Source organism: Halalkalirubrum salinum (genome assembly GCF_005543295.1).
Taxonomy (GTDB): Archaea; Halobacteriota; Halobacteria; order Halobacteriales; family Haloferacaceae; genus Halalkalirubrum; species Halalkalirubrum salinum.
On record NZ_SRSG01000059.1, the window covers coordinates 136,852 to 159,253 of the forward strand.

General features: G+C 63.2%; 22 protein-coding genes and 1 pseudogene. 10 read left to right on the forward strand and 13 right to left on the reverse strand.

The features are described 5' to 3' along the window. Positions 1-11: 11 nt before the first annotated feature. Positions 12-1,142 carry a DNA primase large subunit PriL gene (locus E5K03_RS16075; RefSeq protein ID WP_138007825.1) on the reverse strand — a complete coding sequence of 377 codons (1,131 nt, stop codon included), beginning with the start codon at positions 1,140-1,142 and terminating at the stop codon, positions 12-14. 123 nt (positions 1,143-1,265) lie between these two features. Here E5K03_RS16075 and E5K03_RS16080 point away from each other — a divergent pair, with 123 nt between their 5' ends. Further along, positions 1,266-1,856, forward strand: coding sequence for a DUF7474 family protein (locus E5K03_RS16080; protein ID WP_138007826.1), 591 nt, complete (start codon positions 1,266-1,268; stop codon positions 1,854-1,856). 108 nt (positions 1,857-1,964) lie between these two features. On the opposite strand, the gene E5K03_RS16085 is transcribed toward E5K03_RS16080, so the two are convergent. The 7 genes from E5K03_RS16085 to E5K03_RS16110 all read right to left on the reverse strand — a co-directional run bounded on the left by E5K03_RS16085 (position 1,965) and on the right by E5K03_RS16110 (position 9,063). Next, positions 1,965-2,414, reverse strand: a complete 450-nt coding sequence (locus tag E5K03_RS16085) for a type IV pilin (RefSeq protein ID WP_138007827.1) — start codon at positions 2,412-2,414, stop codon at positions 1,965-1,967. A 152-nt stretch (positions 2,415-2,566) separates the two neighbouring features. Further along, positions 2,567-3,184 (reverse strand): DUF6663 family protein, encoded by a 618-nt coding sequence (locus E5K03_RS16090; protein ID WP_138007828.1) that lies wholly within the window; start codon positions 3,182-3,184, stop codon positions 2,567-2,569. A gap of 3 nt (positions 3,185-3,187) precedes the next feature. Then, positions 3,188-4,597 carry a dihydrolipoyl dehydrogenase family protein gene (locus E5K03_RS16095; protein ID WP_138007829.1) on the reverse strand — a complete coding sequence of 470 codons (1,410 nt, stop codon included), beginning with the start codon at positions 4,595-4,597 and terminating at the stop codon, positions 3,188-3,190. A gap of 95 nt (positions 4,598-4,692) precedes the next feature. After that, the gene (mutL, locus tag E5K03_RS16100; protein ID WP_138007830.1) at positions 4,693-6,990 is read right to left on the reverse strand and encodes a DNA mismatch repair endonuclease MutL; all 2,298 of its coding nucleotides are present in this window, start codon (positions 6,988-6,990) and stop codon (positions 4,693-4,695) included. Between the two features lie 130 nt (positions 6,991-7,120). Continuing rightward, the gene (locus E5K03_RS16105; protein WP_138007831.1) at positions 7,121-7,786 is read right to left on the reverse strand and encodes a nucleotidyltransferase family protein; all 666 of its coding nucleotides are present in this window, start codon (positions 7,784-7,786) and stop codon (positions 7,121-7,123) included. Continuing rightward, entirely contained in the window at positions 7,783-8,010 is a 228-nt protein-coding gene (locus tag E5K03_RS17450) for a hypothetical protein (protein ID WP_205743021.1), read from the reverse strand. The genes E5K03_RS16105 and E5K03_RS17450 overlap by 4 nt, the downstream gene beginning before the upstream one ends. A gap of 63 nt (positions 8,011-8,073) precedes the next feature. After that, complete coding sequence (locus E5K03_RS16110; RefSeq protein ID WP_394343994.1) at positions 8,074-9,063, reverse strand: molybdopterin molybdotransferase MoeA; 990 nt, start codon at positions 9,061-9,063, stop codon at positions 8,074-8,076. A 9-nt stretch (positions 9,064-9,072) separates the two neighbouring features. Between E5K03_RS16110 and E5K03_RS17960 the strand changes: the two are divergent. Then, positions 9,073-9,243 (forward strand): annotated as a pseudogene (locus E5K03_RS17960) (XdhC family protein); the annotation flags it as partial. 92 nt (positions 9,244-9,335) lie between these two features. Continuing rightward, positions 9,336-9,485: an AbrB/MazE/SpoVT family DNA-binding domain-containing protein gene (locus tag E5K03_RS16120; protein ID WP_138007832.1), complete on the forward strand. Its 150-nt coding sequence runs from the start codon at positions 9,336-9,338 to the stop codon at positions 9,483-9,485. 12 nt (positions 9,486-9,497) lie between these two features. Here the strand turns inward: E5K03_RS16120 and E5K03_RS16125 are convergent, their stop codons facing one another. After that, a complete protein-coding gene (locus tag E5K03_RS16125) occupies positions 9,498-9,923 on the reverse strand; it encodes a universal stress protein (protein ID WP_138007833.1) in 426 nt (141 codons plus the stop codon). Positions 9,924-10,037: 114 nt separating this feature from the next. Continuing rightward, positions 10,038-12,770, reverse strand: coding sequence for a DNA mismatch repair protein MutS (mutS, locus tag E5K03_RS16130; protein ID WP_138007834.1), 2,733 nt, complete (start codon positions 12,768-12,770; stop codon positions 10,038-10,040). 143 nt (positions 12,771-12,913) lie between these two features. On the opposite strand from mutS, the gene glmM reads away from it, so the two are divergent. Both glmM and glmU read left to right on the forward strand, forming a co-directional pair. Further along, positions 12,914-14,239: a phosphoglucosamine mutase gene (gene glmM / locus E5K03_RS16135; RefSeq protein ID WP_138007835.1), complete on the forward strand. Its 1,326-nt coding sequence runs from the start codon at positions 12,914-12,916 to the stop codon at positions 14,237-14,239. Between the two features lie 76 nt (positions 14,240-14,315). Then, a complete protein-coding gene (gene glmU, locus E5K03_RS16140) occupies positions 14,316-15,533 on the forward strand; it encodes a bifunctional sugar-1-phosphate nucleotidylyltransferase/acetyltransferase (protein ID WP_138007836.1) in 1,218 nt (405 codons plus the stop codon). 44 nt (positions 15,534-15,577) lie between these two features. On the opposite strand, the gene aglM is transcribed toward glmU, so the two are convergent. Continuing rightward, positions 15,578-16,876: a UDP-glucose 6-dehydrogenase AglM gene (gene aglM, locus E5K03_RS16145; RefSeq protein ID WP_138007837.1), complete on the reverse strand. Its 1,299-nt coding sequence runs from the start codon at positions 16,874-16,876 to the stop codon at positions 15,578-15,580. Positions 16,877-16,881: 5 nt separating this feature from the next. After that, complete coding sequence (gene aglF / locus E5K03_RS16150) at positions 16,882-17,607, reverse strand: UTP--glucose-1-phosphate uridylyltransferase AglF (RefSeq protein ID WP_137197859.1); 726 nt, start codon at positions 17,605-17,607, stop codon at positions 16,882-16,884. 94 nt (positions 17,608-17,701) lie between these two features. On the opposite strand from aglF, the gene E5K03_RS16155 reads away from it, so the two are divergent. Further along, positions 17,702-18,205: a metallophosphoesterase gene (locus E5K03_RS16155; protein WP_138007838.1), complete on the forward strand. Its 504-nt coding sequence runs from the start codon at positions 17,702-17,704 to the stop codon at positions 18,203-18,205. A 37-nt stretch (positions 18,206-18,242) separates the two neighbouring features. Here E5K03_RS16155 and E5K03_RS16160 read toward each other — a convergent pair whose 3' ends face one another. Next, the gene (locus E5K03_RS16160) at positions 18,243-19,310 is read right to left on the reverse strand and encodes a type II glyceraldehyde-3-phosphate dehydrogenase (RefSeq protein WP_138007839.1); all 1,068 of its coding nucleotides are present in this window, start codon (positions 19,308-19,310) and stop codon (positions 18,243-18,245) included. Between the two features lie 163 nt (positions 19,311-19,473). Between E5K03_RS16160 and E5K03_RS16165 the strand changes: the two genes are divergently transcribed. The 4 genes from E5K03_RS16165 to E5K03_RS16180 all read left to right on the forward strand — a co-directional run bounded on the left by E5K03_RS16165 (position 19,474) and on the right by E5K03_RS16180 (position 22,398). Then, entirely contained in the window at positions 19,474-20,451 is a 978-nt protein-coding gene (locus E5K03_RS16165) for an aminopeptidase (protein WP_138007840.1), read from the forward strand. A gap of 148 nt (positions 20,452-20,599) precedes the next feature. Next, positions 20,600-21,256, forward strand: a complete 657-nt coding sequence (locus E5K03_RS16170) for an HVO_0476 family zinc finger protein (RefSeq protein WP_138007841.1) — start codon at positions 20,600-20,602, stop codon at positions 21,254-21,256. A 74-nt stretch (positions 21,257-21,330) separates the two neighbouring features. Next, the gene (locus tag E5K03_RS16175) at positions 21,331-22,083 is read left to right on the forward strand and encodes a protein-L-isoaspartate O-methyltransferase family protein (protein ID WP_138007842.1); all 753 of its coding nucleotides are present in this window, start codon (positions 21,331-21,333) and stop codon (positions 22,081-22,083) included. A gap of 45 nt (positions 22,084-22,128) precedes the next feature. Beyond that, positions 22,129-22,398, forward strand: a complete 270-nt coding sequence (locus E5K03_RS16180) for a hypothetical protein (RefSeq protein ID WP_138007843.1) — start codon at positions 22,129-22,131, stop codon at positions 22,396-22,398. Positions 22,399-22,402: the final 4 nt, after the last annotated feature.

Here is a 22,402-nt window from a genome sequence, read left to right on the forward strand (position 1 = left end):
GCGCGTGTCAGTTACGCGTTCGCTTCCCGCCAGTCGGTCACCGAATCGCCCCGCTCGTCGAGCTGTCGTTTGTAGTAGGTGAGCGGATCGCCAGCAACCGTCCAGTGGTCGTCTTCGTTGTGACACAGCCCGTACGCTGCGAGGGTCTCACAGGTCGGCGGAGGGTACTGTGTGCCGCGATTGTCGGCCAGATACTCCGTTTGGTAGCGAATGCCCTCCGGCTCAAGCGAGGCATCCGCACAGAAGGCGACGATCTCGTCGGGGTCCATCCCGATCCCGGTGAGAAACGCCATCAGTGAGAAACTCTCGAAGGGCTCCAGCTGGGTACCTGCTTCGGCCTTCTGCAGCAGATTTTCGACACAGGGTGGAAATAGCTCGCGGGCAACAAAGTCGATTTCTTCGATGGTCGTTCGCTGCGACAACAGCCGTTCGATGTCGGAGAGCTCATCCGACAGGGCGGTGGCGATCGGGTCCTCACGGGAGAGTCCCTCGAATGGTAGCCCTTCGGCGACTCGCTGGGCGATCGCCTCTCGAAGCAGCCGGTTCAGTCCCGTGCGCTGGACGCGAACCCGGCCGTCCCACACTTCGCGGTTGACGAGTTTCCAGCTTGGCCGCCACTCCGCGGACGTGAGCTTGAGGTACGGCCCAAGATCGATCCAGAACTGATCGCTCTCGCGGGCGCGAGTCGTGTCGACTTCGCCACGCTGTCTCCCGGCTCCTTCGTGGCTTCGATCGGGCGTCACTGCCGCTGAGAGGTCGAGTTCGGCCAACAGGCGATCCCGGTCGAGACGGTCGGTATCGGTGCTGCGGAGGTCATCGTCTCCGGCCGCGAGATCAGCTTCGAGCCGCTCGATCGCGGTTTTGGCCTCTGCTTGGGCGTACTTGTCGATCGCCGGGCTCGAATCGACGAGCGAGACGAGGATGCGGGCGATCGGGTACGACAGCAGCTCCTGTGTTTCGGTCCAGTCCTCTGGCGTCTCGGAGGCTGCCGTGCCCTCGAGCAGCGCGCGTTTGACCCGCTCGTGGGCGCGATCGACGGCCGGATCTGCGGAGTTGACGAGCGTGCCGAGATCGACATCGGCCGATCGAACCGCCTCCCGAGCCGCCTCGAAGAACGGGTAGCGGGCGAAGAGCGGGCGCATGTACGCACATCTGCGGGGGACTCGAATAAGCCCGACGGTCCGTCTCGGATACCTCCGAGCGGTTCGTTGCCGGTCGACGCTGAACCGGACAACTCTTTAGAACCGGACGAATAGGGGCGTATCGTGCCGCGCTTTCAGTACCCTTGCCCTGGCTGTCGGACGACAAACAGCCTCCACGACGCCGACTGTCGCTTCGAGGGGACGCCGTGGCCCGAGATCGAGAAGGCCTACACGGACATTATTGCCGTGCTCACGACCGGTGAGTGTACGGAATCGACGCTGCGATCCACGACCCACGGCGACTGGAGCGACAGACATACCGGCGCGCTCGAGACGCTCAAGCGCGATCGACGCGTCGACCAGGACGACGACGGGACGCTCCGGCTGTTGACTGCCGCTGAGTACAAAGAGCTCGTTTCGGAGCCGACGATCGAACCCATGCGGACGATCTACGAACGCGGCAGCGTTCCCGGTTGTCACGACCACGCGGTCTTTGCGATGATTGCGTGGTACGAGATGGTCGGACTCTCTTGGCGAGAAACTCGCGAGAACGTGATCGACTGGCTGCATTCCAGCGGGACGTGGGCCCGCGGCGGCTTCGAAGAATCCTCTCCTGGCGAACTCGTCGACACCAAACGGCACGTCTACGAGTCCGGCTACGGGTGGAAGCAGGCCGCTCAAGAGGCGAAAGCGGTCATCGATCGATCGCGGTAAGAGCCCTCAGTGGTCGGGTAGGATACAAATACTTGCTGCAGGTTAGTTGTCGCGCCCTATTCGAAGTTTGGCGACCGCAGTGTCCTAAAACGATCGTCAAAACGACGATCAGTTGTCGTTCTCGATGTCGATCGAACGCAACGTGGTGGAGCGATCGCCGTCATCGTAGATGAGGCTGACTGTCCCAGATGCACCAGTGGTTTTGAAGGTAACCGTGTTACCCGCGCTTAGTGATCCGTTGACCTGCCACCGTCCGTCTTCGTCAGCGACATCGTCACCGGGGTCGTCGACAGCACTGACATCACCGCTCAGCACGATGTACGCAGTCCCGTTCGAGATCTCGTCACCGCTGCGGTGTGTGAACGTCGTCGTGTTCGCGTCGCTGTCGTGTTCGGCGTCGAACGACGCGCTCGGCGTCGTATCGCCGATTCCTTCGCCAAGCCCGATCACGAACGTCCCGATGACGGCCGCGAGGATGACGGTAATCGCAACCATCAGGATAACACCGATGACCGGCGAGACAGCTCGTTCTTCAGCGAGTAATTGTGTGAATTTCATGATATGTACGAGAGTGGTCGACCGATTTTGGCAATTAATAACTTCTTAACCGTAATCGAGACGATCTCGTGCTGTGAATAATAGTACTCGCTGTAGAGAGATAAATACATCGTGACGCGTGTGTACACCTGCCGACAAGCGGTAGGAGTAGATTACCGATCGATATCGTAAGTATCTGCGATCATCCGTGCTAACACGCCGTCACGGCGGAAGACGATGTGGACCGCGACAAACGCGTGATCGGCGGGTTCGAGAACGAACACTGCTCGTTCGTTGTCGTCATCGAGGTCTGTCTCGGCTCGTTGGATGAGCGGCTCGATCGGAATCCCGCCAGTACGGATCGCGTCGATCGTCCGTCCACCCGGCCCGTCCGCGAAGACGTACAACACCCCGTTTGGCTCCGTGTCAGTGTTTTGTGTCACGATCGAGTGCATTCCCTCGCCCGCTGCCTGCGCAGTGTGCCACGCCTCGACCGCGGCCTCGTACATTCCCTCGACCACCTCAGCGTAGTAGATCCGATCGGCCCGCTCGACCGTCGCCTCGACGACCCGCGCCACGTCGCCGTCCCACTCAATTGTCGCCTCAACAATCGATCCGGCGTGCAGGTCGAGGTCCTCGATCGCGGCGGCGATCGGTGCGAGCGCGTCCTCGTTGGCGGTTTCGGGCGCGTCGATCGCGGTGACGGCCTCCGAAAGGGAGATCAGCCGCGCGAGGGATTGATCGCGATCAACCGAGAGCACCCGGTAGCGATCGGTCGTCGTTGCGTCCATCTGTTAGGCCACCTGCGCGGCGGTTTCGCGGATTACGCTGTCGAGGATCTCCGGCAGCGTTGGGTGATACGCGCGATCCGGGAGGTCGCGGACGTCCAGGCCGAGTTCGACGATCACCTGCATCGTCTTGGCCATCGTGTCCGCGTGGGCGTGCAGCCCTTGGTAGCCGAGTACGGTCCCCGTTTCGGCGTCAACGGTGAGCCGTGCGAGGCCGTGCGGGATGTCCTTGACTTTGAACACGCCGTCGTCTTTGGCCCACCGAGTCGCTTCCACCACCTCGTGACCAGCCGCACGAGCAGTCTCGGCGGTGTGGCCGACGCGGGCGAACGGATAGACGCTCGCTCCAGAGAACATTACGTGATGGTGGACGTTCTCGTAGGGTTCGGGTTCTGCGCCGGCCGCCATGTCGAGGATATTCTCAGCGGCTTTGTAGCCCTGTTCTTTGGCGACGTGGAGGATCGGCTCGTGGCTGTTGACGTCGCCGACCACCAAGACCCGATCGTCGTCGACCGCCTGCATCGTGTCGCGAACCCACCCTGACCGTGGATCGAGCACGGTTGGTTCGAGATTGAGCCGATCGAGATTTGGCTCTCGACCGGTGAACAAAAACAGCTGTTCGGCGTCGATCGTGTCGGCTTTTCCGTCGACTTCGACATGGAGCCGAACGCCGTCCTCGGTCGATTCGATCGCCTGCTCGTAGGTGTGTGTGCGGATGTCGATGCCGAACTCCTCGCGGTAGATCGCCATGAGTTCGTCGCCAAAGGCCGAGTCGGCCTCGTCGAGCGGGCGTGCGTCGTGTTCGACCACGGTGAGGTCCTCGACACCCGCCTCAACGAGGTACGGCGCGAGCTCGATTCCGACGTAGCCAAAGCCCATCATGATCCCTGAGTCTGGCAGGGTCGTCGCGTCGAGGACATCTGCGCTCGTCATGTACTCGACCTCGTCCATGCCCGGGAGTTCAGGGACCTTCGGAACTGAGCCGGTTGCGATGACGACGTAGTCGGGCTCGTAGGTCTCGTCGGCGACCATGACGGTTCGATCGTCGATGAACGTCGCCGGCTTGTGGATAAACTCGACGCCGTCGCGGGCGGCCATGTCATGGACGGCCCCACGGCGGTGTTCGGCGAAGCTGAGCACCTGTTCGTCTTTCGTCTCGACGACGCTCTTGAGGTCGATCGCGTGGGGCTCACCAGTCAGTCGCTCGTCGGCGCGGGCCTGATAGCGGTGGGCTGCCGCCGACAGCACGGCCTTCGAGGGCATACAGCCGTCAAGGATACAGAGCCCACCGCCCGGATCGCCGTCGTCGACGAGCGTGAGCCGATCGATCGGTCCCTCGGGGCCGACGTGGTCGACCAACCCTTCTGCGGTTGCGACGCCGGCGCTGCCGTACGCGCCGATCACGAGAACGTGCATACCACGGCTTTGCCCGAGGGCCACTTAGTTGTAGCAGACTCCGGCGGAGTCCGCCGGCAGCGGTCGGTCCGCGCTGTCTGACTGTGGGCAGTCGCTCACTCTGAGCGTCGCTGATCAGCGTGCCCTGGATAGTCTCGCTCGAAGCGATCCTCGATCGCCGGCCGATCGAAGCGGATCACCGTCGGCCGCCCGTGCGGACACTCGTAGGGATTCTCGCAGCCGTCGAGTGCCTCCAGCAGTCCGACGATCGATCCCTCGGTCAGCGACGTGTTCCCCGTCACCGACGGATGACAAGCGAGGTCCGCGAGGAGTTCGTCGGCCACATCGTCGATCGTCTCTGTGCCGCCGTCTGCGGCGGTCACCAGGGAAACAAGCACGTCTCGAAGGATCTCGGGCTCGACTGTCGCGTCGAGAATGGCTGGCACCTGTCCGACCCGGAGCCAGCGATCGTCGATCCGCTCGGCAGCGAATCCGAGTTCGGCGATCGACGCTCGGTGTTCGTCAAACAGCGCGGCCTCTCGGGCAGTGAGTTCGAGTTCGACCGGTGTCGCGAGGGCCTGGGCGGTCCCATCTGCTGCGAACGCCGCCTGGAGACGCTCGTAGTGCACCCGCTCGTCGGCGGCGTGCTGGTCGATCAACACGAGGCCGTCCTCGCTCTCGGCGACGACGTAGGTGTCGTACAGTTGCCCGAGGACGCGAAGCGACGGCAGTGCGTCATACGTTCGCGCGGCTGTCGCATCGTCGCCGTCCAGCGTCCGCTGGGTTCCCGTGTCGGCGATCGCTGCGTGTCGACTGGGATCTGTCGTCTCATCTGGTTGTGACGCAGCGGTGTTTGTCACAGACTGAGTCGTGTCGGTCACGGACGCAGCGGTATCCGTCTCGGATGTGGTCGGAGCCGTTAGGGCCGCCGTGGATTCGGATGAGTCAGTTGTCTCTGTGGGCGATCGATCCTGCGTGGGGGCTGCGTCAGTTGATCTCGCCTGCGTCTCGTCTCGTACAGTTTCGTCGGGGAGGGCGTCTTTTTTTGGGTTAGTCGATTTCTGTTCAGCCTGCTTTCGCTCCTCAGCCGCCTCCTCGCCGCCGAGTCCGTCGACCGTCCACGCCTGCGCGCTCTCGGGATCGATCGGTTCGGCGGTCGTACTCTGGCGATCGGCTGGTTCGGCGGTTGGGCGTTGGCGATCGGCTGGTTCGGCGGTTGGGCGTTGGCGATCGGCTGGTTCGGCGGTTGGGCGTTGGCGATCGTCCTCCTCGGGTGCCTCATTGTGATCGCGAGCGGTGTCGACGGCCGATCCGCCGACGACTGGCTCTTCGCTGGTTGCCGGTTCAATTTCAGTCTCCGCAGGGGCCGATCGCCCGCGAGGTGCCGACGACCGTATCAACCCGGCGTCAACCAGCGACTCGGCGACCGCAGCCTGCACGGTCTTCGAGACCGCCTCCTCCTCGTCGAAGCGGACCTCGAGCTTGCGCGGGTGGACGTTTACGTCGACAGACGCCGGCGGGACCGAGACGAAGAGGACGGCGAAGGGATACCGATCGGCGGCGAGTTGGCCGCCGTAGGCGTCAACCACGGCTTCCCGAAGCGTCGCGGCCGTCACGTATCGATCGTTGACGAACGTCGCCAGATACTCGCGGGTGCTTCGGTTTGTCTCGGGGTGGCTGACGAGCCCGTGGATTCGTTTGATCGGTCCTGAATCGGGCGTCTCGTCGATCTCGATCATTGACTCGGCGACCGTTCGGCCGTAGACGGCCAAGATCGCCGATCGAAGATCACCGTTGCCTTCCGTCGCAAAGCGCTCGCGGCCGTCGTGTTCGAGCGCGAACGCGACATCCGGATTCGCCAGCGCGTACTGCGTCACAACGGTCTGGACGTGATCGAACTCCGTGGCGTCGCGTTTGAGGAACTTCCGTCTGGCCGGCGTGTTGTAAAACAGCTCTTCGACCTCGATCGTCGTCCCAGTCGGACAGCCGACCGGCCGCGGCTCGTCTGCGTCGCCGCCCTCGACGCGTAGCTCTGCGCCGACGGGCTGAGCTTCGGGTTTCGATCGGAGCGTGAGCTTCGAGACCGCGGCGATCGTCGACAGCGCCTCGCCGCGAAAACCGAGGCTCGCAACGCCTGATTCGAGGTCGTCGATCGCGCGGATCTTGCTCGTCGTGTGCGGCTCGACAGCGATCGACAGCTCCGCTCGTGGAATTCCCGCCCCGTCGTCAGCGACTCTGATCCCGTCTGTACCGCCGCTCTTGACGGCGACGGAGATCCGCGACGCGCCGGCGTCGAGGCTGTTTTCGACGAGCTCTTTGACCACCGAGGCGGGGCGCTCGACGACCTCGCCCGCAGCGATTCGCTCGACTGTCGCCTGATCCAGCGGCTCGATCGACCGGCGATCGTCGCTCATGGACTGACGATCGTCGCTCACGGACCGATCACCGCCGCGCGTGGGCCGTTGTTCGTCGGTATTATCATTGATTACGATTCTGGGCGGCGAGCACTTGAACACGGGTGTTCGTTTATCGGGCGCACGGGAGTCACACGCCCGAATCATTCGAGCGATCGTCGACATCCTCGGGTCGATCGACATCCCGACGGATTCCCGGATCGGCGACCGCGACCAGCGCGCTATTGTCGCCGCCGAGGAGGATCGCTCGCCCGCCGATGTCTCCATCGACGTCACGAAGTGCCGAAAAATGGCTTCGATCGAAGAGCACCGGGTTCCCCCGTTGGCCATCGACGGCGGGCGCGAGGGCATCTCCAGCGTCGTCGGCATAGGCAGCGACGAGCGTCTGGATCGTTTCGGGTCGAACGAACGGCATGTCACCTAGCGCGATGACCACAGCATCGGCATCCGTGGCGGCGATCGCCTTGATCCCACGTGCGACCGATGTTGCTTGGCCGTCCGCGTAGCGATCGTTTTCGACGATCGTCACGTCAAGCCCGGCCAGCGCGGTACGGACACGATCTGCCTCGTGTCCGACCACGACAGTCACGCCGTCAAGATCGGCCGCGAGCAGGGTTTCGGCAACATGACGGACGATCGGCCGCCCGTCGACGTCTGTTACGAGCTTATTTCGATCGCCGAAGCGGCTGCTCGTTCCCGCAGCAAGGAGGAGTCCTGCAACCCGCAGCCCGTTAGTTACCGCCTCGTGGCGCGGTGGGTCGACGATCGGGAGCTCCGATCGATCCTCGTCCGTCATCGTTCGACCACAGGATACGGCACAACCTCAACGGAGTCGTCGGCGCTCAAGCCGCTCTCGGTCAGGACGAACCCGTCCGCCCGGGACGCGCGAGTGCTCGAAGAGAGAACACTCGGATTGAATGTCCGATCGTACACCGACAACCCTGATCCCGTCTGTCCGAGCGGGGTCACGACCCGATTAGCCGCATCATTCGTCAGGGTTCCGTCATTCGCGATCGTCACTGGAATCGCGTACGCGAACCCCTCGACGGGGAGTTCGACGTCGGCGTCGATCCGCGCAGACAGCTACGGGAGCGAGATATCTCCGGTAAAGATGGGACGTGCGACGAGCGTGGTGACCGCATGTGCACCGATCGGCTTGCCGGGGATCGCGAGCGCAACCGCGTCGTACTCGGGAAGATCCGCAACCGCGATCGGCTTTCCGGGCCGGAGCTTCACTCGGTGGAACAGGACATCGCCAAGTTCCTCGAGTGCACTGATGACGTAGTCTTTCTTCCCAACGCTCGTCCCGCCGGTGGTGATCACCACGTCATAGCGATCGGCGAGGGCGGCGATGCGATCGACGACCTGGTCGCGATCGTCCGGGACACTTCCCTCGTATGTCGCCTCCCCGCCCCACGATCGGACCAGCCCGGCGAGCATCGGCGAGTCGAGATCCTGGCTGCGCCCCTCGTGGATCTCTGTACCCGTCGCGAGCACGCCTGCGGTGATCCGCGCTTTAGCTGGAACCGTCTCGCATCCGAGATCGCCGAGCAGTATCGCGTCCTTCGGGCTGAGCCGATCGCCCGCGTCGAACAGCGTCTCCCCGGCGGCGACGTTGCTCGCTTTGGCGTAGACGTATGTTCCCGGCTCGATCGCTGTGCCGGTCAACTCCCCGTCCTCGACAGTTGCCTCCTCGCGTTTGAGGACCGCGTTTGCACCCGCCGGCAGCGGCGCGCCCGTCGCGATCGGGATCGCTTCGCCGGCCTCGATCGCGGGCGCAGTGTCCTCTGGAAAGACGTCCCCCTCGTGGACGGTCAGTGGATACGACTCGGTCGCGTCGATCGCGTACCCGTCCATCGTCGCGAAGCTCTCTGGGGGACTGTCGGCCTCGGCGACGATCGGCTCAGAGAGCGTCCGTCCAGCGATCGAATCGAGTGAGCACTCTTCGGTATCGAGGCGATCAAGGACTCGCTCGCGCAGCGCGAGTACGCGCTCGGCCCCCGCCCGCCAGGTCAGCATATCGTCGTGGCCGTGGTTAACGCCCCCCGTTGAGGATCCGTCTGACTCCGTCATCGCGATCGATCGCGGCTGTACACCCCGATCGGCCTCGACCTCGGCGGCGGCTCGCCGTATCAGATTGCTCACAGCATTGTCGCAGAAGCACTCGCGGTGTCGAACGATCGTGACCCGACTCACCTCAAAACCCGTGAGGGACACATCCATGAGCGAGTGTCGATCGAGCCGTCGGATTGACGGCTCCGATGGCCACCATCTTGGCTGGCCGCGTCGATCAGGCAGTTAACTTTGCGAAAACTATGTATATGCTATTCACATAGGCTACACCAATGGGAAACCTGACCGATACGAAAATCTCCGAAAAGAACCTCACGACAGTCCCCAAACCAGTGCGGAACTTCCTCGATCTCAAAGAGGGCGATCGTGTCGAATGGCACGTCGAAGACGGTCGTATCGTGGTCAAAAAACGCGAGCCGTGACTCGCCGCAGAATCATTTGATGACGAACACCGGAACGGACGCGTTGTCGACGACCCGATCGGAGACGCTCCCGAGGCTTTCGAGCTTCTCGCGCGGCGTTTTGCCGTGTGTCCCAATGACGATCACGTCGATGCCGTGTTCGTCGGCGTAGCGGACGATCGCCTTGTCGGGAGTTCCTTCGACGATCGCAGACTCGCTCTCGACGCCCGCCGTTTTGGCCTGGTCTTCAACCGTCGCGAGGGCGGTTTCACCCTGCTCGCGGAGGTCGCTGGCCACGTCCGTGCGGAGTTCCTCGGAGCTCGCCTGGACGATCCGTCTGTCGAGGACGTACAGCGCGTGGATGGTTGCGTCGTTGTCTTTCGCGAGCGGAATCGCGTGTGTGAGCGTGTTTTCGACCGTTTTGCTACCATCAGTTGGGATGAGAATTGAATCGTACATTGTGTGTTGTCCTTGGACCGATGAAGAATTAAATACCGGCCCCGATCGCAGACAGCCGAGAACGCGTCTGGACGGCTGGGCCGATCGTAGCCAATCGAGAATCCTTCTACGCAGTCAGCCCGATCGATCCGGTGGCTCCGCCCCGGTGTCTTCGAGTGACTCCTGCCACGACTGTACTTTCGCCATGAGTTCGATCGGAGATGTTTCGTTGACGTCGATCCCCGCCAACTCGGCCACGACAGACTCGGCTTCGGGATCGAGGCCAGCGTTGGACTTCTTTTCGTTGCTCTCTTGTCGATCGATCTCTTGATCGTCGCCTGCAGACCCGCCGTTGGTCGCCGCGCTAGCATTCCCTGTGGTGAACTGCCCGCTTGCGAGATCGAAGACGGCCTGCACGGGTTCGCTCCCCTCACCGCCTCTGGCCTCGATCGCCTTCTCCTCGCGGAGCCGATCGAGCACGTCGCCAGCCCGATCGACAACGGGGGCGGGCACGCCGGCGAGATCAGCCACGTGGACGCCGTAAGAGCGATCGGTCGGGCCGTCTCGGACCGTCCGCAGGAAGGTCACGTCGCCGTCGCGCTCATCGACGTCGATGTGGACGTTTTCGACCCGCGGGAGGTGTTCGGCGAGCGTCGTGAGTTCGTGGTAGTGGGTCGCAAACAGCGTCTTCGCGCGGATCTCGTTGTGGAGGTACTCGGTGGCCGCCCAGGCGATCGAGATGCCGTCGTAGGTGGCGGTCCCGCGGCCGACCTCGTCGAGAATGACGAGCGACTCCTCGGTCGCCGAATGAAGGATGTTCGAGAGCTCCTGCATCTCGACCATGAACGTCGATCGCCCCTGGGCGAGTTCGTCAAGCGCGCCGACACGGGTGTAGATGCCGTCGACGACGCCGATCGTCGCCTCACGGGCGGGCACGAAGCTCCCTGCCTGTGCGAGCAGCGTGATGAGCGCGGCCTGTCGCATATACGTCGACTTCCCGCTCATATTCGGCCCTGTGACGAGCAAGAGCCGGCGATCGCCGCCCAGCCGGAGATCGTTCGGGACGAACTCCGTCGTCGTCTCGACGACCGGGTGTCGCCCCGCCTCGATCTCGATCGTCCCCGGCTCCGTGAGTCTCGGTCGGGTCCAGCCGCGTTTGGCCGCGTGGGTCCCGAAAGAAGCGAGCGCGTCAATCTCTGCGAGCGCACGCCCGACGTCCTGCAACAGCGCCGATCGATCGGCGACGCGCTCGCGAAGTTCCTCGAACAGTTCCCGTTCTAGTTCGCCTCTGACCTCCTCGAGCCGAAGGATCTGGCGCTCGCGTTCGGCCAGTTCGTCGGTGACGAATCGTTTCGAGTTCTTCAGCGTTTTCACGTGCGTGAACGAGTCGGGCACGTCGTCAGCTTCGGACTTGCCGACCTGGATGTAGTAGCCGTCGGTCGTGTTGCGATCGACGGTGACGTGGGTGAGGCCGTACTGGCGTTTGACACGATCGGCCAGCCCGTCGATCCACTCTAGCGCCGCGTCGTGTTCGTCGATCAGCTCGTCGAGTTCGTCGTCGTAGCCGTACGCGAACAGTCTGCCCTGTGTGACGGTTGCCGGTGGCTCCTCGGCGATCGCCGCCTCGAGTTCTGCGGCGAGCGCTTCGGTGGCCTGTCGATCGGGCCGGTCGACGATCGCCGAAAGCGGCGACTCGGCGAGTTCGGTATCTGCGATATCATCGGCCAGCTGTGGGAGGATCGACAGCGTCGTTGCGACCGACGTGAGATCGCGGGCGTTGGCGCTCCCGCTTGCGGCCATGCTCGCGAGCCGTTCGAGATCGTAGCCCCCAGATAGCCGATCGCGGATTCGATCGCGGGCCAGTGCGGCGGATGCCAGTGCCTCGACGGCGTCGTGGCGACGCTGCAGCGCGGCTCGATCGCGGCTCGGCCGGGTGAGCCACTCTCGAAGCAGCCGTGTGCCAGGGGCAGTGACAGTGTGGTCGATCGTCTCGAACAGTGATCCCGATCGATCCCCGCGCATCGTCTCGACGAGCTCAAGATTTCGCTGGGTGGTCGCATCGAGGGCGACCCCAGAGTCGTCTGCGTACGCCTGCAACCGCGTCATTGACTGGGTCACCCCCACTCCGGTCGCGTCGACGTACGACAACACGGCGCCAGCGGCGGCGATCGCCACTGTTGAATCAACGCCAATGCTGTCGAGGGTCTCCTCGCCGAAGGTCGATCGAATCGCGTGCGTCGCCCGTCCAGGGGCGAACGCGTTCGTCTCGTGCAGTGTTACTGAACTGTCGAGATCCTCGCGAATTCGACTCAGGAAGTCGTCGTCGTTTCGCAGCCCCGGCCCGGGAAGGAGTTCGGCGGGGGCAAATCGGTATAGTTCGGCGTGGGCGTCGTCGATCGTCTCGGCTTCTGTGAGGAGAAACCGGCCAGTCGTTACGTCCGCAAATGTGAGGCCATACGGGCCGTCGGTGTTGTCGTCTCCTGTCGCAACTGTCCCAGCCGCGACAATCGCCGCGAGGTACTGTGCGGCCGCGTCAGTCGTCTCAAGCAAGGTCCCGGGTGTGACGGTTCGGACGATCTCGCGGTAGATCTCGCCGTCGTCGGTTTCGCGCTGATCGGCCACCGCAACCCGGTAGCCACGCTCGACGAGTGCTTTGAGATACGGCGTGAGCTCAGAGAGTGGCACGCCCGCCATCGGGTACGAAGAGCCGTGTGAGGACTTCTGTGAAACCGCCAGATCGAGCACCTCCCCGACCGTTTCGGCGTCATCAGCAAAGAACTCGTAGAAATCGCCGCACTGCATCGCCAACAGGTCGGCGTCGCTGTCGGCTTTCAGCGACAGGAACTCCCCGACGATTCCGTCTGCCATATCCGTGGTGTACGCGCGGCCGAATAAAACGCTGCGGGTCGGCGATCGCGCGGTGCGATCGCACCGCAGCTGTCCGGCTGATCTGTCCTGCACACCGCACCACCCACCTATATCATCGATCGCGGTCGAAATACCATCAAGATATGTTCGGAACGAGTGGTGTACGGGGACGGTTCGGCGAGGAAATCACCGCGGGGTTGGCGCTGTCGATCGGCCGCGCGCTCGTCGCCGATGGGGCCGATCGCGTCGTCATCGGACGGGATCCGCGAACGACAGGCCCGTTGCTCGCGGACGCGCTGGCGGCTGGAATCCGCGAGTGCGGCGGCGAGGTCACAGACGTGGGGATGGCGTCGACGCCGACGATCGCCCGCAGCGTCGCCTGGGCCGGTGCGGACGCGGGTGTCTCGATCACCGCCTCGCACAACCCGCCGACGGACAACGGAATCAAACTGTGGACGCCGTCGGGGATGGCCTTCGACGCCGATCGGCGTGCCCGGATTACGGAACTCGTCGAGCGGGAGACATTCGAGCCCGCCGCCTGGGACGCGGTCGGCGATCGCGAGTCTTTCGAGGGGGCGATCGATCGCCACGCAGCAGCGATCGCTGCGGCGGTCGATCCTGTCGACGGGCTTCGAGTGCTCGTCGACATCGGCAACGGTGCCGGCGGCGTGACAGTCCGCGCGTTGCGGTCGATCGGCTGCACAGTCGAGACGCTCAATGAGGGTCCAGACGGCCGGTTTCCAGCACGACCAAGCGAGCCCACCGCCGAAAACTGTACGACGCTGGCGGCTGCGGTCGCCGCGACGGACGCCGATCTCGGGATTGCCCACGACGGCGACGCCGATCGGATGATGGCCGTCGACAAGACTGGCTCGTTCGTTCCCGGTGACGCCCTGTTGGCGCTGTTCGCCCGCGATGTCGCCGACGCCGGCGATCAGGTCGCGATGCCGGTGAACACGAGCCTCGCGGTCGAGGACGCGTTGGCCGCGATCGACGCATCCGTGGTTCGCACGCGAGTCGGTGACGTGTACGTCGCTGAAGCGGCCCGCGAGGATGGTGTGGTCTTTGGTGGTGAGCCAAGCGGCGCGTGGATCTGGCCCGCGGCGACGCTGTGTCCGGACGGGCCGTTCGCCGCCGCACAACTGGCCGCGTTCGTCGATCGTATGGGCTCGCTAGCAGATGCGGTCGGAACGATCGAACAGTACCCCATCCGGCGTGAGAGCCATGAGACGACCGCGAAGGCCGCAGTCATGGAGACGGTGGCCGATCGCCTGACCGCAGAGTACGATTCGGTCTCAACGATCGACGGCGTTCGCGTCGAAACTGACGACGGGTGGTTCCTCGTCCGCGCCAGCGGGACCGAGCCGATCGTTCGAGTCACTGCTGAGGCACGGACCGACGACCGCGCGGACGAACTCGCGGCCGTTGGGCGATCGTACGTGACAACTGCGATCGAAGCGGAGGGCTGAACAGTTCGAAGCGTTCCCCGATCCAAACAGTGCGGATAGCCGAACGATATTTCCGATCGGTCCGTGACCCACTTGTATGGACGCCGTGATCATGGCCGCCGGAAAGGGAACCCGGATGCGGCCGTTGACCGAAACGCGCCCGAAGCCGCTGTTGCCTGTCGGGGGCACGACGTTGCTCGAACGCGTACTGTCACAGTGTGTCGGACTCGTCGATCGGTTTGTGCTCGTCGTTGGCTACGAGCGTGAATCGATCGAGGCGGCGATCGGCGATACCTTCGAGGGTATCCCAGTCGCGTACGTTGAACAGGCCGAGCGGCTTGGCACCGCCCACGCGATCGGCCAGACCGAAGACGTGGTTTCAGGTCCGTTTCTCGTACTCAATGGCGATGTCGTGGTCGATCGAGACGTCATCGAACAGCTCGCCGCGGCCGAGGGTCACGCGATCGCGGTGACGACCGTCGAAGATCCCTCCTCGTACGGTGTTGTCGATACTGAAGACGACGAGGTCACGGCGCTGTACGAAAAGCCCGACGACCCGCCGTCGAACCAGATCAACGTCGGGCTGTACGCGTTTCGACCGAGTGTGTTCGACGCGATCGACCGGACCGAATCGAGCGAACGCGGCGAGTACGAGATCACCGAGTCGATCGAACACCTCTTGACCGCCGGCGAACGCGTCGCTGCCGTCGAGTACGACGGCACGTGGCTCGACGTCGGCCGGCCGTGGGAGCTACTGGCCGCCAACGAGATCCTCTTGAGCGAACTCGGCGGATCTGGTGAGCCAGCCCAGCGCCTCGACGGCACCGTCGAGGACGGCGCGACGCTCAATGGTCCGGTGATCGTCGAGGAGGGCGCGCGAGTCCGATCGGGCGCGTACATCGATGGGCCGGTGATCGTCCAATCAGGCGCAGACGTCGGACCAAACTGCTACGTCCGCGGGGCGACCGTCGTCGGCGAAGACGTCCGGATCGGCAACGCGGTCGAGGTCAAAAACTCGATCGTGATGGCCGACACCGCGATCGGCCACCTCTCGTACGTCGGCGATTCGATCCTCGGCGAAGCCGTGAACTTCGGCGCGGGGACGATCGTCGCGAACCTCAGACACGACGGGGAGTCGGTTCGGATGACCGTCAAAGGCGATCGCGTCGACACGACCCGGCGAAAGCTCGGCGTCGTGGTCGGCGATCGAACGAAAACCGGAATCGACACCAGTCTGAACGCCGGGGTTATCCTCGGTGTCGGGGCTCGAACGGGCGTTGGCGAGGCTGTGACGCGCGATCGAGACGGCGAATAAAAAGCCAAAAGCGGCTGTGCGATCCGTACAAACCCGCGGAGCCGTCACCAGGTCAGTCCTTCGTAGATAATCCCGTCACGGCGATCGATCGCCCGTCGACCGTCAACGACGACGGGCGTCGCCATCGTGTCGAAGGCGTCGTCGAGCGCAGCGATCTCGTCCCACTCGGTGACCACGAGCGCGGCGGCCGCGCCGTCGACAGCCGCCTCCGGGGAGTCCGCGTACTCGATGTCGGGGAACTGCTCGCGCATGCGATCGCTCGCAACCGGATCGTAGGCGACGACTGTCGCGTCGCGTTCGAGCAGTCCCTCGATGACTGGAATCGATCGAGCGTTCCGGATGTCATCGGTCCCCGGCTTAAATGAGAGCCCGAGGACGGCGACTCGCTCGCCCGCCACGTCGACGTGCCGATCCATGAGAGAGAGAAGCTGCACCGGTTGTCGATCGTTTACTGTCACGGCCGCATCGAGCATGACTGGGTCGTACCCCTTTGCGCGGCCGGCCGCGGCGATCGCACTGACGTCTTTCAAAAAGCAAGATCCGCCCCAACCAAGCCCCGATCGGAGGAACCGCGCGCCGATCCGATCGTCCAAGCCGATTGCGTCGGCGACCTCGTAGCTGTCGACGTCGTAGGCCTTGCAGATGTTGCCGAGCTCGTTGATGAGGCTCACCTTCGAGGCGAGGAACGCGTTGTTCGCGTACTTGATCATCTCCGCCTCTCGAATGCCCGTCTCCACGACCGCGGTATCAGCGTTGGAGGCATCGACGAGCGGGTCGAACACCGCGTTGAGCCGATCGCCCGCGAACGCGGTGTCTGTGCCGAAGACGATTTTGTCGGGATGTCTGAAATCCTCGACCGCAGTGCCCTCTCGGAGGAATTCGGGGTTCATTGCGACCTCGAAGTCCTCCCCGCGCGTGAGGTCCCCGCCGGCTTCGACGGCCGGTGCGACGACCGTCTCTGTGGTCCCCGGGACGACAGTGCTTTTGACGACGACGAGGTGGCGATCGGACGTGGCTGCGAGCGTGGCGCCGAGGGTTTCGGCGGCCGCCTCGATGATGCTCGTGTCGTTGCTGCCGTCCTCGTTGGATGGCGTCGGCAACGCGAGGAACGTCACCTCGGTGTCCAACAGGTCCTCGTAGTCTGTCGAGGCCGTAAGCCGATCGCCTGCGTGAGTGCTGACGAGGTCCGCAAGGCCTGGCTCGTGGATCGGCGGCGTCCCCGCGTTGAGTTGCTCGACGATCGACTCGTCGATGTCAATATTCACTACCTCGTGGCCGAGGTCGGCGAAACATGCGGCGATCGTCGTGCCGACGTAGCCGCTGCCGACGATTGACACTCGCATGTCGGTTACTCAGCAGCCGCCGCGTCGGTCAGGCGCTCTTCGGCCTCGTCGCGGTCTTCTGGGTAGCCGATGTCGAGGCGCCAGCCGTCGATCGGGATCGCGTCGATCGTCCGCCCTGATTGGATCAGCAGATCGATCGCCTCACTGATCTCGTATTCGCCGCGGTTCGACGGCTGGACAAGGTGACATGCGTGGAAGATCGCGGGCGTAAACGTGTAGAAGCCGGTCATCACGAGGTTCGATGGCGGATCATCTGGTTTTTCGATCACGTCGGTGATCTCGCCGTACTTGTTCGTATCACAGACGCCGTAGCGGCTCGCGTCCTCCCAGTCGACTTCCTCGACGAGGAACGCCGCGTCTGCGCGATCTTCTTCCTGACGCTTGACAACGTCCGCGAGGTTGGCCTGGAAGATGTTGTCTCCGAGCATCAACATGAAGTCGTCATCGATGTACTCCTCGACGGTGAGTAACGCGTGCGCCAACCCAGACTGGTCACGCTGGTGGGCGTACGTGATCGGAACGCCCTCGAACTCGTCGCCGTAGTGTTCGATGATGTTCTCTTTGAGGTATCCCACGACAACGACGAACTCGTCTGCGCCGAGCTCGGCAAGCTGTTCGAAACAGTGCGTAAGGATCGGCTTGCCGGCTACCTCGACCATTCCTTTCGGTTTGTCCTCGGTAAGGGGGCGGAGACGCGTCCCCTTTCCTGCGGCGAGCACAACTGCTTTCATTGGTACATAAACCGACACCATCGATCGGAATATATCTTTGCATGCGATCGATACGAAGCCAGTTTTGATGTACGATGCCGCCGAATACGGACGTATGAAACTTGGTATTGTCTCGGATACTCATGACAACCTCGACCTGGTCGACGCGGCAGTTTCGACCTTCCAAACGACGGGCGTCGACGTCGTCATCCACTGCGGGGATTTCATCGCACCGTTCGCCGTTTCTCGGCTCAACACGGACGCCTTCGACGTCTACGGCGTTCGCGGAAACAACGACGGCGAGGAGTCGATCGGCCCGACGATCGACGAGTTCGGGACCTTCTGGGGCGAGTGTGGCACGGAAACGTTCGATGGGACGTCCGTGGCCGTCTATCACGGGACGAGTCCAACCCTGACAAACGCCCTCGCCGACTGCGGCGACTACGACTTCGTCTTCCACGGTCACTCCCACGAACACGGAGCCTGGAAGCACGGCGAAACCGTTCGCGTGAACCCCGGCGGATTACCTCTGTCGTTTGCCGACGACGCGTTCCACGTGGCGATCGTCGACACCGATCGATCGGGACTCGACGCTGTCACACACCACGAACTCCCGTAGCAATTCACCCGGAAAAATAGATCCGAAGTATCGCCAATTAATCGTCCGCCGAGTGCGGGACAACTCGCTGTCGGATCCCCTCGAAGAGACTCTCTAACCCGACGCCCAGTCGATCGTCAGTGATTGCCATGCTATCGGCTTGGCTCTCTCGATCGGTGATCGCACGGATCGCGTCGATGTTTTCGGGGACGACATCAGCTTCCTGATGGATCGACTGAAAGAGATACAGGTCACGACCGTCAGTGGAGATCGAGTCCGCCCAGATGCAGTTCTCCCAGAGGTCTCCCCGCGGCCGCCCGGTGTCCATTGCGAACTCTTTGAGCTTCCCGGTGCCGTCGATTCCGGCCTCTTGGGGCACTAAAAACAGCCGCGACTCCGCAGAAAGAAGCTCGCGCACCTCCGCTGCAGACGGCTCACTTTCGAGGGTGATATTGACGCTGTGGAGGTGCATAAGCGTCGCTGGGACCTTCACGCCCAGTGTGTCGATGTTCACGTCTGGGTAGATCGTGTTCACGTCCGGGCCGTGGTGGGACGGGACGGTGATCGGGTCGGGCAGAATGTCGTTGATCGGGCCGCGATCGACCTGGCCTGGATCGCCGCCACGGCGGATGAGCGTCACTCGCGCCTTCTCGACGCCGTACGTCTCTTGCAGCGGCGCGAGCAGACGCGACAGCCCGGTTGTGTTACAGGAGACGACCCGAACCACGTCGGCGTCGATCGCATCGTCGTAGTTCGCGCGGGCGACGAAACTCGCGTCAACAGCGTCGGCGTCCTCGCCACCCTGCAAAATTGCGGGCGTCTCGTACTGCCGATACAGTTCGCAGTTTGCCTCGCCAATCCCTGAGGGCGTGGCGTCGACGATGACGTCGCTGGCGATGATCAAGTCTTCGACCTCGCCGGCGAGGTCGATGCCCGCCTCAGCGAATCGATCGGATCGTTCGGGAATCGCCGCATAGAGCGGGTATCCCTTCCGGACGGCCGCTTCGGCCTCGTAGTTTGGCTGGGTCTTTGCAACACCGGTGAGCGTCATGTCGGGCTGGGCACCGATTGCATCGGCGACGCGCTTACCGATCGTCCCGTACCCATTGACGCCGACGCGTATCATATCTACTTCTCCCGTAGCCCAGGGTATAATTCTTTCGAGGATTTTGAAGAGAAATTAACTCCGCGGCGAGTAACGGATTGTCCCGTTCGCCGCGGCCTGGCTCGGCAGATCGGGGCGGCCAGCGAGGAGAACCCCTATGTCGATCGCCCCAAAATCAGGAGCCATGGACGACCACGGTATCCCGTCGGCGCTTGCTTCTGCAGTCAACACCGCGATCGAGCAGTGTCTAGACCTCTCGACTGACGAGTCGTGTTTGATCGTGACCGATGACGCCCGGGAGACGATCGGGACTGCACTCTACGCGGCTGCGGCCGACGTGACAGACGACGTGTCGATTATGCAGTATCCCCCGGGAGCACAACACGGTGAGGAGCCGCCAGCTGCCGTCGCCGCGGCGATGACCGCGGTCGATGCTTTTCTCGCACCGACGACAAAGAGTCTCAGCCACACCCGCGCTCGCGGGAACGCAACCGACGCAGGGGCTCGTGGATCGACCCTCCCTGGAATTACTGAGGCGGTGTTCACAACCGGGCTGGACGCTGACTACGAGGCGATCGCCGCCGAGTGTGCTGACCTCCTTGCGACGATCGGCGACGCCTCCGAGATCAGGGTGACGTCTCCGCAGGGCACCGATATCACGTTCGAGCCGGGCGATCGCGAGTGGCTCTCTGACACTGGATTAGTTCACGAGCCCGGTGACTTCTCGAACCTCCCGGCCGGCGAGGTCTTCATTAGCCCCGAAACAGCGACGGGCCGCTATGTCGTCGACGGGACGATGATGCCCTACGGCCGGCTCGATCCTGACCAGACGCTGTCGTTCGAGGTCGAAGACGGCTACGTGACCGAGGTGTCCGACGACGAGGTTCGATCACAGATCGAAACCGCCGCCGAGACGGTCGGTCGGGACGCGTACAACCTCGCTGAGTTGGGAATCGGGACCAACGTCGGTGTGACCGACCTCGTCGGGTCTGTGTTACTTGACGAGAAAGCCGCCGGTACCGTGCACATCGCGATCGGCGATGACGCTGGGATCGGCGGCGACACCGACGCCCCGCTGCACCTCGACGGCATTTTGACTGACCCGACGGTGTACGCCGACGGGGAGCCGATCGAGCTACCGTCACCGTCGCCAGCAGAATAACCAGCTCGCCACCGTGACACCAAGACACAGATAACCAGCTCGCCACCGTGACACCAAGACACAGATAATCAGCTCGCCACCGAGACAACGGCACGCACAGAGTCCGCACAAGCGCGCTTTTTTACGCGTTCGCCGGATAGACGGCCGCATGAGCGAGATTCACGCCGGCGATCGGATTACCGTCGCCTGTCCGGCCTGTTCGCCGGACGAACCTGTTATCCACGAGGTCCTCAAACCGGGTGGGACAGTGACTGTCAGGTGTATTGACTGCCACCACGTCCACAAGACACAGATCGAGACCACGGCCGACATCGAGGTTGCCGTCGTCGTCTCTCAGGGCGAGGAGTCATTTCACACGCAACTTGAGGCCGATCCGGACGAGACGATCGAGGCCGGCGACGAGTTCATTGTCGATACCGATGAGGCGATCCACCAGGTTCGGGTGACGTCGATCGAGATCGGCGACGATCGCCGGACGGAGCACGCGACAATGAGCGAGGTCAACACCGTGTGGACTCGCGTGGTCGACAACGTGAGTGTCAACGTGACGCTGCACCCAAAAGACGGCAACCGAGATCAAACACGGAGTCTCACGATCCAGGTGCCTGGTGACTACGAGTTCCGTATCGGCGAGACCGAGTCCTTCGGCGAGGAGGAGTTCGAAATTGAGGGAATCTACGTCCGAAGAGAGGTTGAGGGATACCGATTTGACAAACTCGATCACGAGGGTGATATGGTGTTTGCGAAAGACATCAAACGGATCTACGCGCGCGACGAGACGACAACCGCGTGGTCCGCGTGGTAGCGACGGATACGGTACCACGTCGCGGGGCGCTCGGGAGCGTGCAGTTGATTAGCCTCGATCGCTGAGTGCCTCCAATGGATCGTTCGACCCTCCGGGAGGACATGATCGACAGCCTCGAATACGGGCTGGAGCAACCGCTCTCGGGTGCGGTGTTGACCGCGCTTCGATCGGTCCCCCGTGAGGCGTTCGTCCCTGAGTCGCCGTACCAAAACCGCAGCAGCGAGGTTGCGGGTACCCGCGTGCTCGCCCCCGGAACGGTTGCGGCGCTGTTCGAACCGCTGTCGCTGACGCAGGGCTGTTCGGTCCTCATCGTCGGTGCAGGCGTGGGGTACACCGCCGCAATCGCCGCCGAACTGGCCGGCGAAACCGCTGTCCACGCGATCGACATAGATCGATCGCTCGTCCACCGCGCGCGAACGAACCTCGCAGACGCCGGCTACGATGGCGTCCTCGTCGATCGAGCGGACGGGGCGAACGGACTCGCCCACTACGCGCCGTTCGATCGCATCCTGATCGAGGCGGCGGTGGTCCGTCCCCCGACCGCGCTCCAATCGCAACTGGCTCCCGGCGGACGGATCGTGTTTCCGAAGGGGACTGGTGCCGGCGAGCAGCCGATCGTCGCGATGGAGGCCAATGCTGACGGCAGCCTCCGATCTGTTGGGGAGTTTGCCACCGGACAGTTCCGACCACTGCTCGCCGCGAGCGAACGATCGAAGAGCCGCCCACGAAATCGGATGCACCGCGAAGACGCTGAGTTTGCCGAACAGGGCTATTTTGCAAAACACGGCTGGGAACACGAGTGGATCGACTGGGACGATCGGCTGTAACCGGCCGATCAAAGCAGTTAGATGCCCACAACGCGTATGTTTGCTGTGTCCGAACGTCAAGGATCTGTCGGGGCCGAGGAGGGTGTCAGGGCAGACCCTGAACCTAAACCTGAATCTGAGATGGAGAGCGACGGAGAGGGGAATGAGTCGATCGATCCTGAGTCGATCGACCTCGAGGAGCTGTCGATCAAAGAGCGGATCGTGCTCGCGACCATTCAGCGCCCGACAACGGCGTTTGTGTTGGTGTTGTTGCTGTTGATCGCGTTCACGTTTTTGATCGCGTTTTTGATGTACGTGGCGTTCGCCGTGACGTGACAGA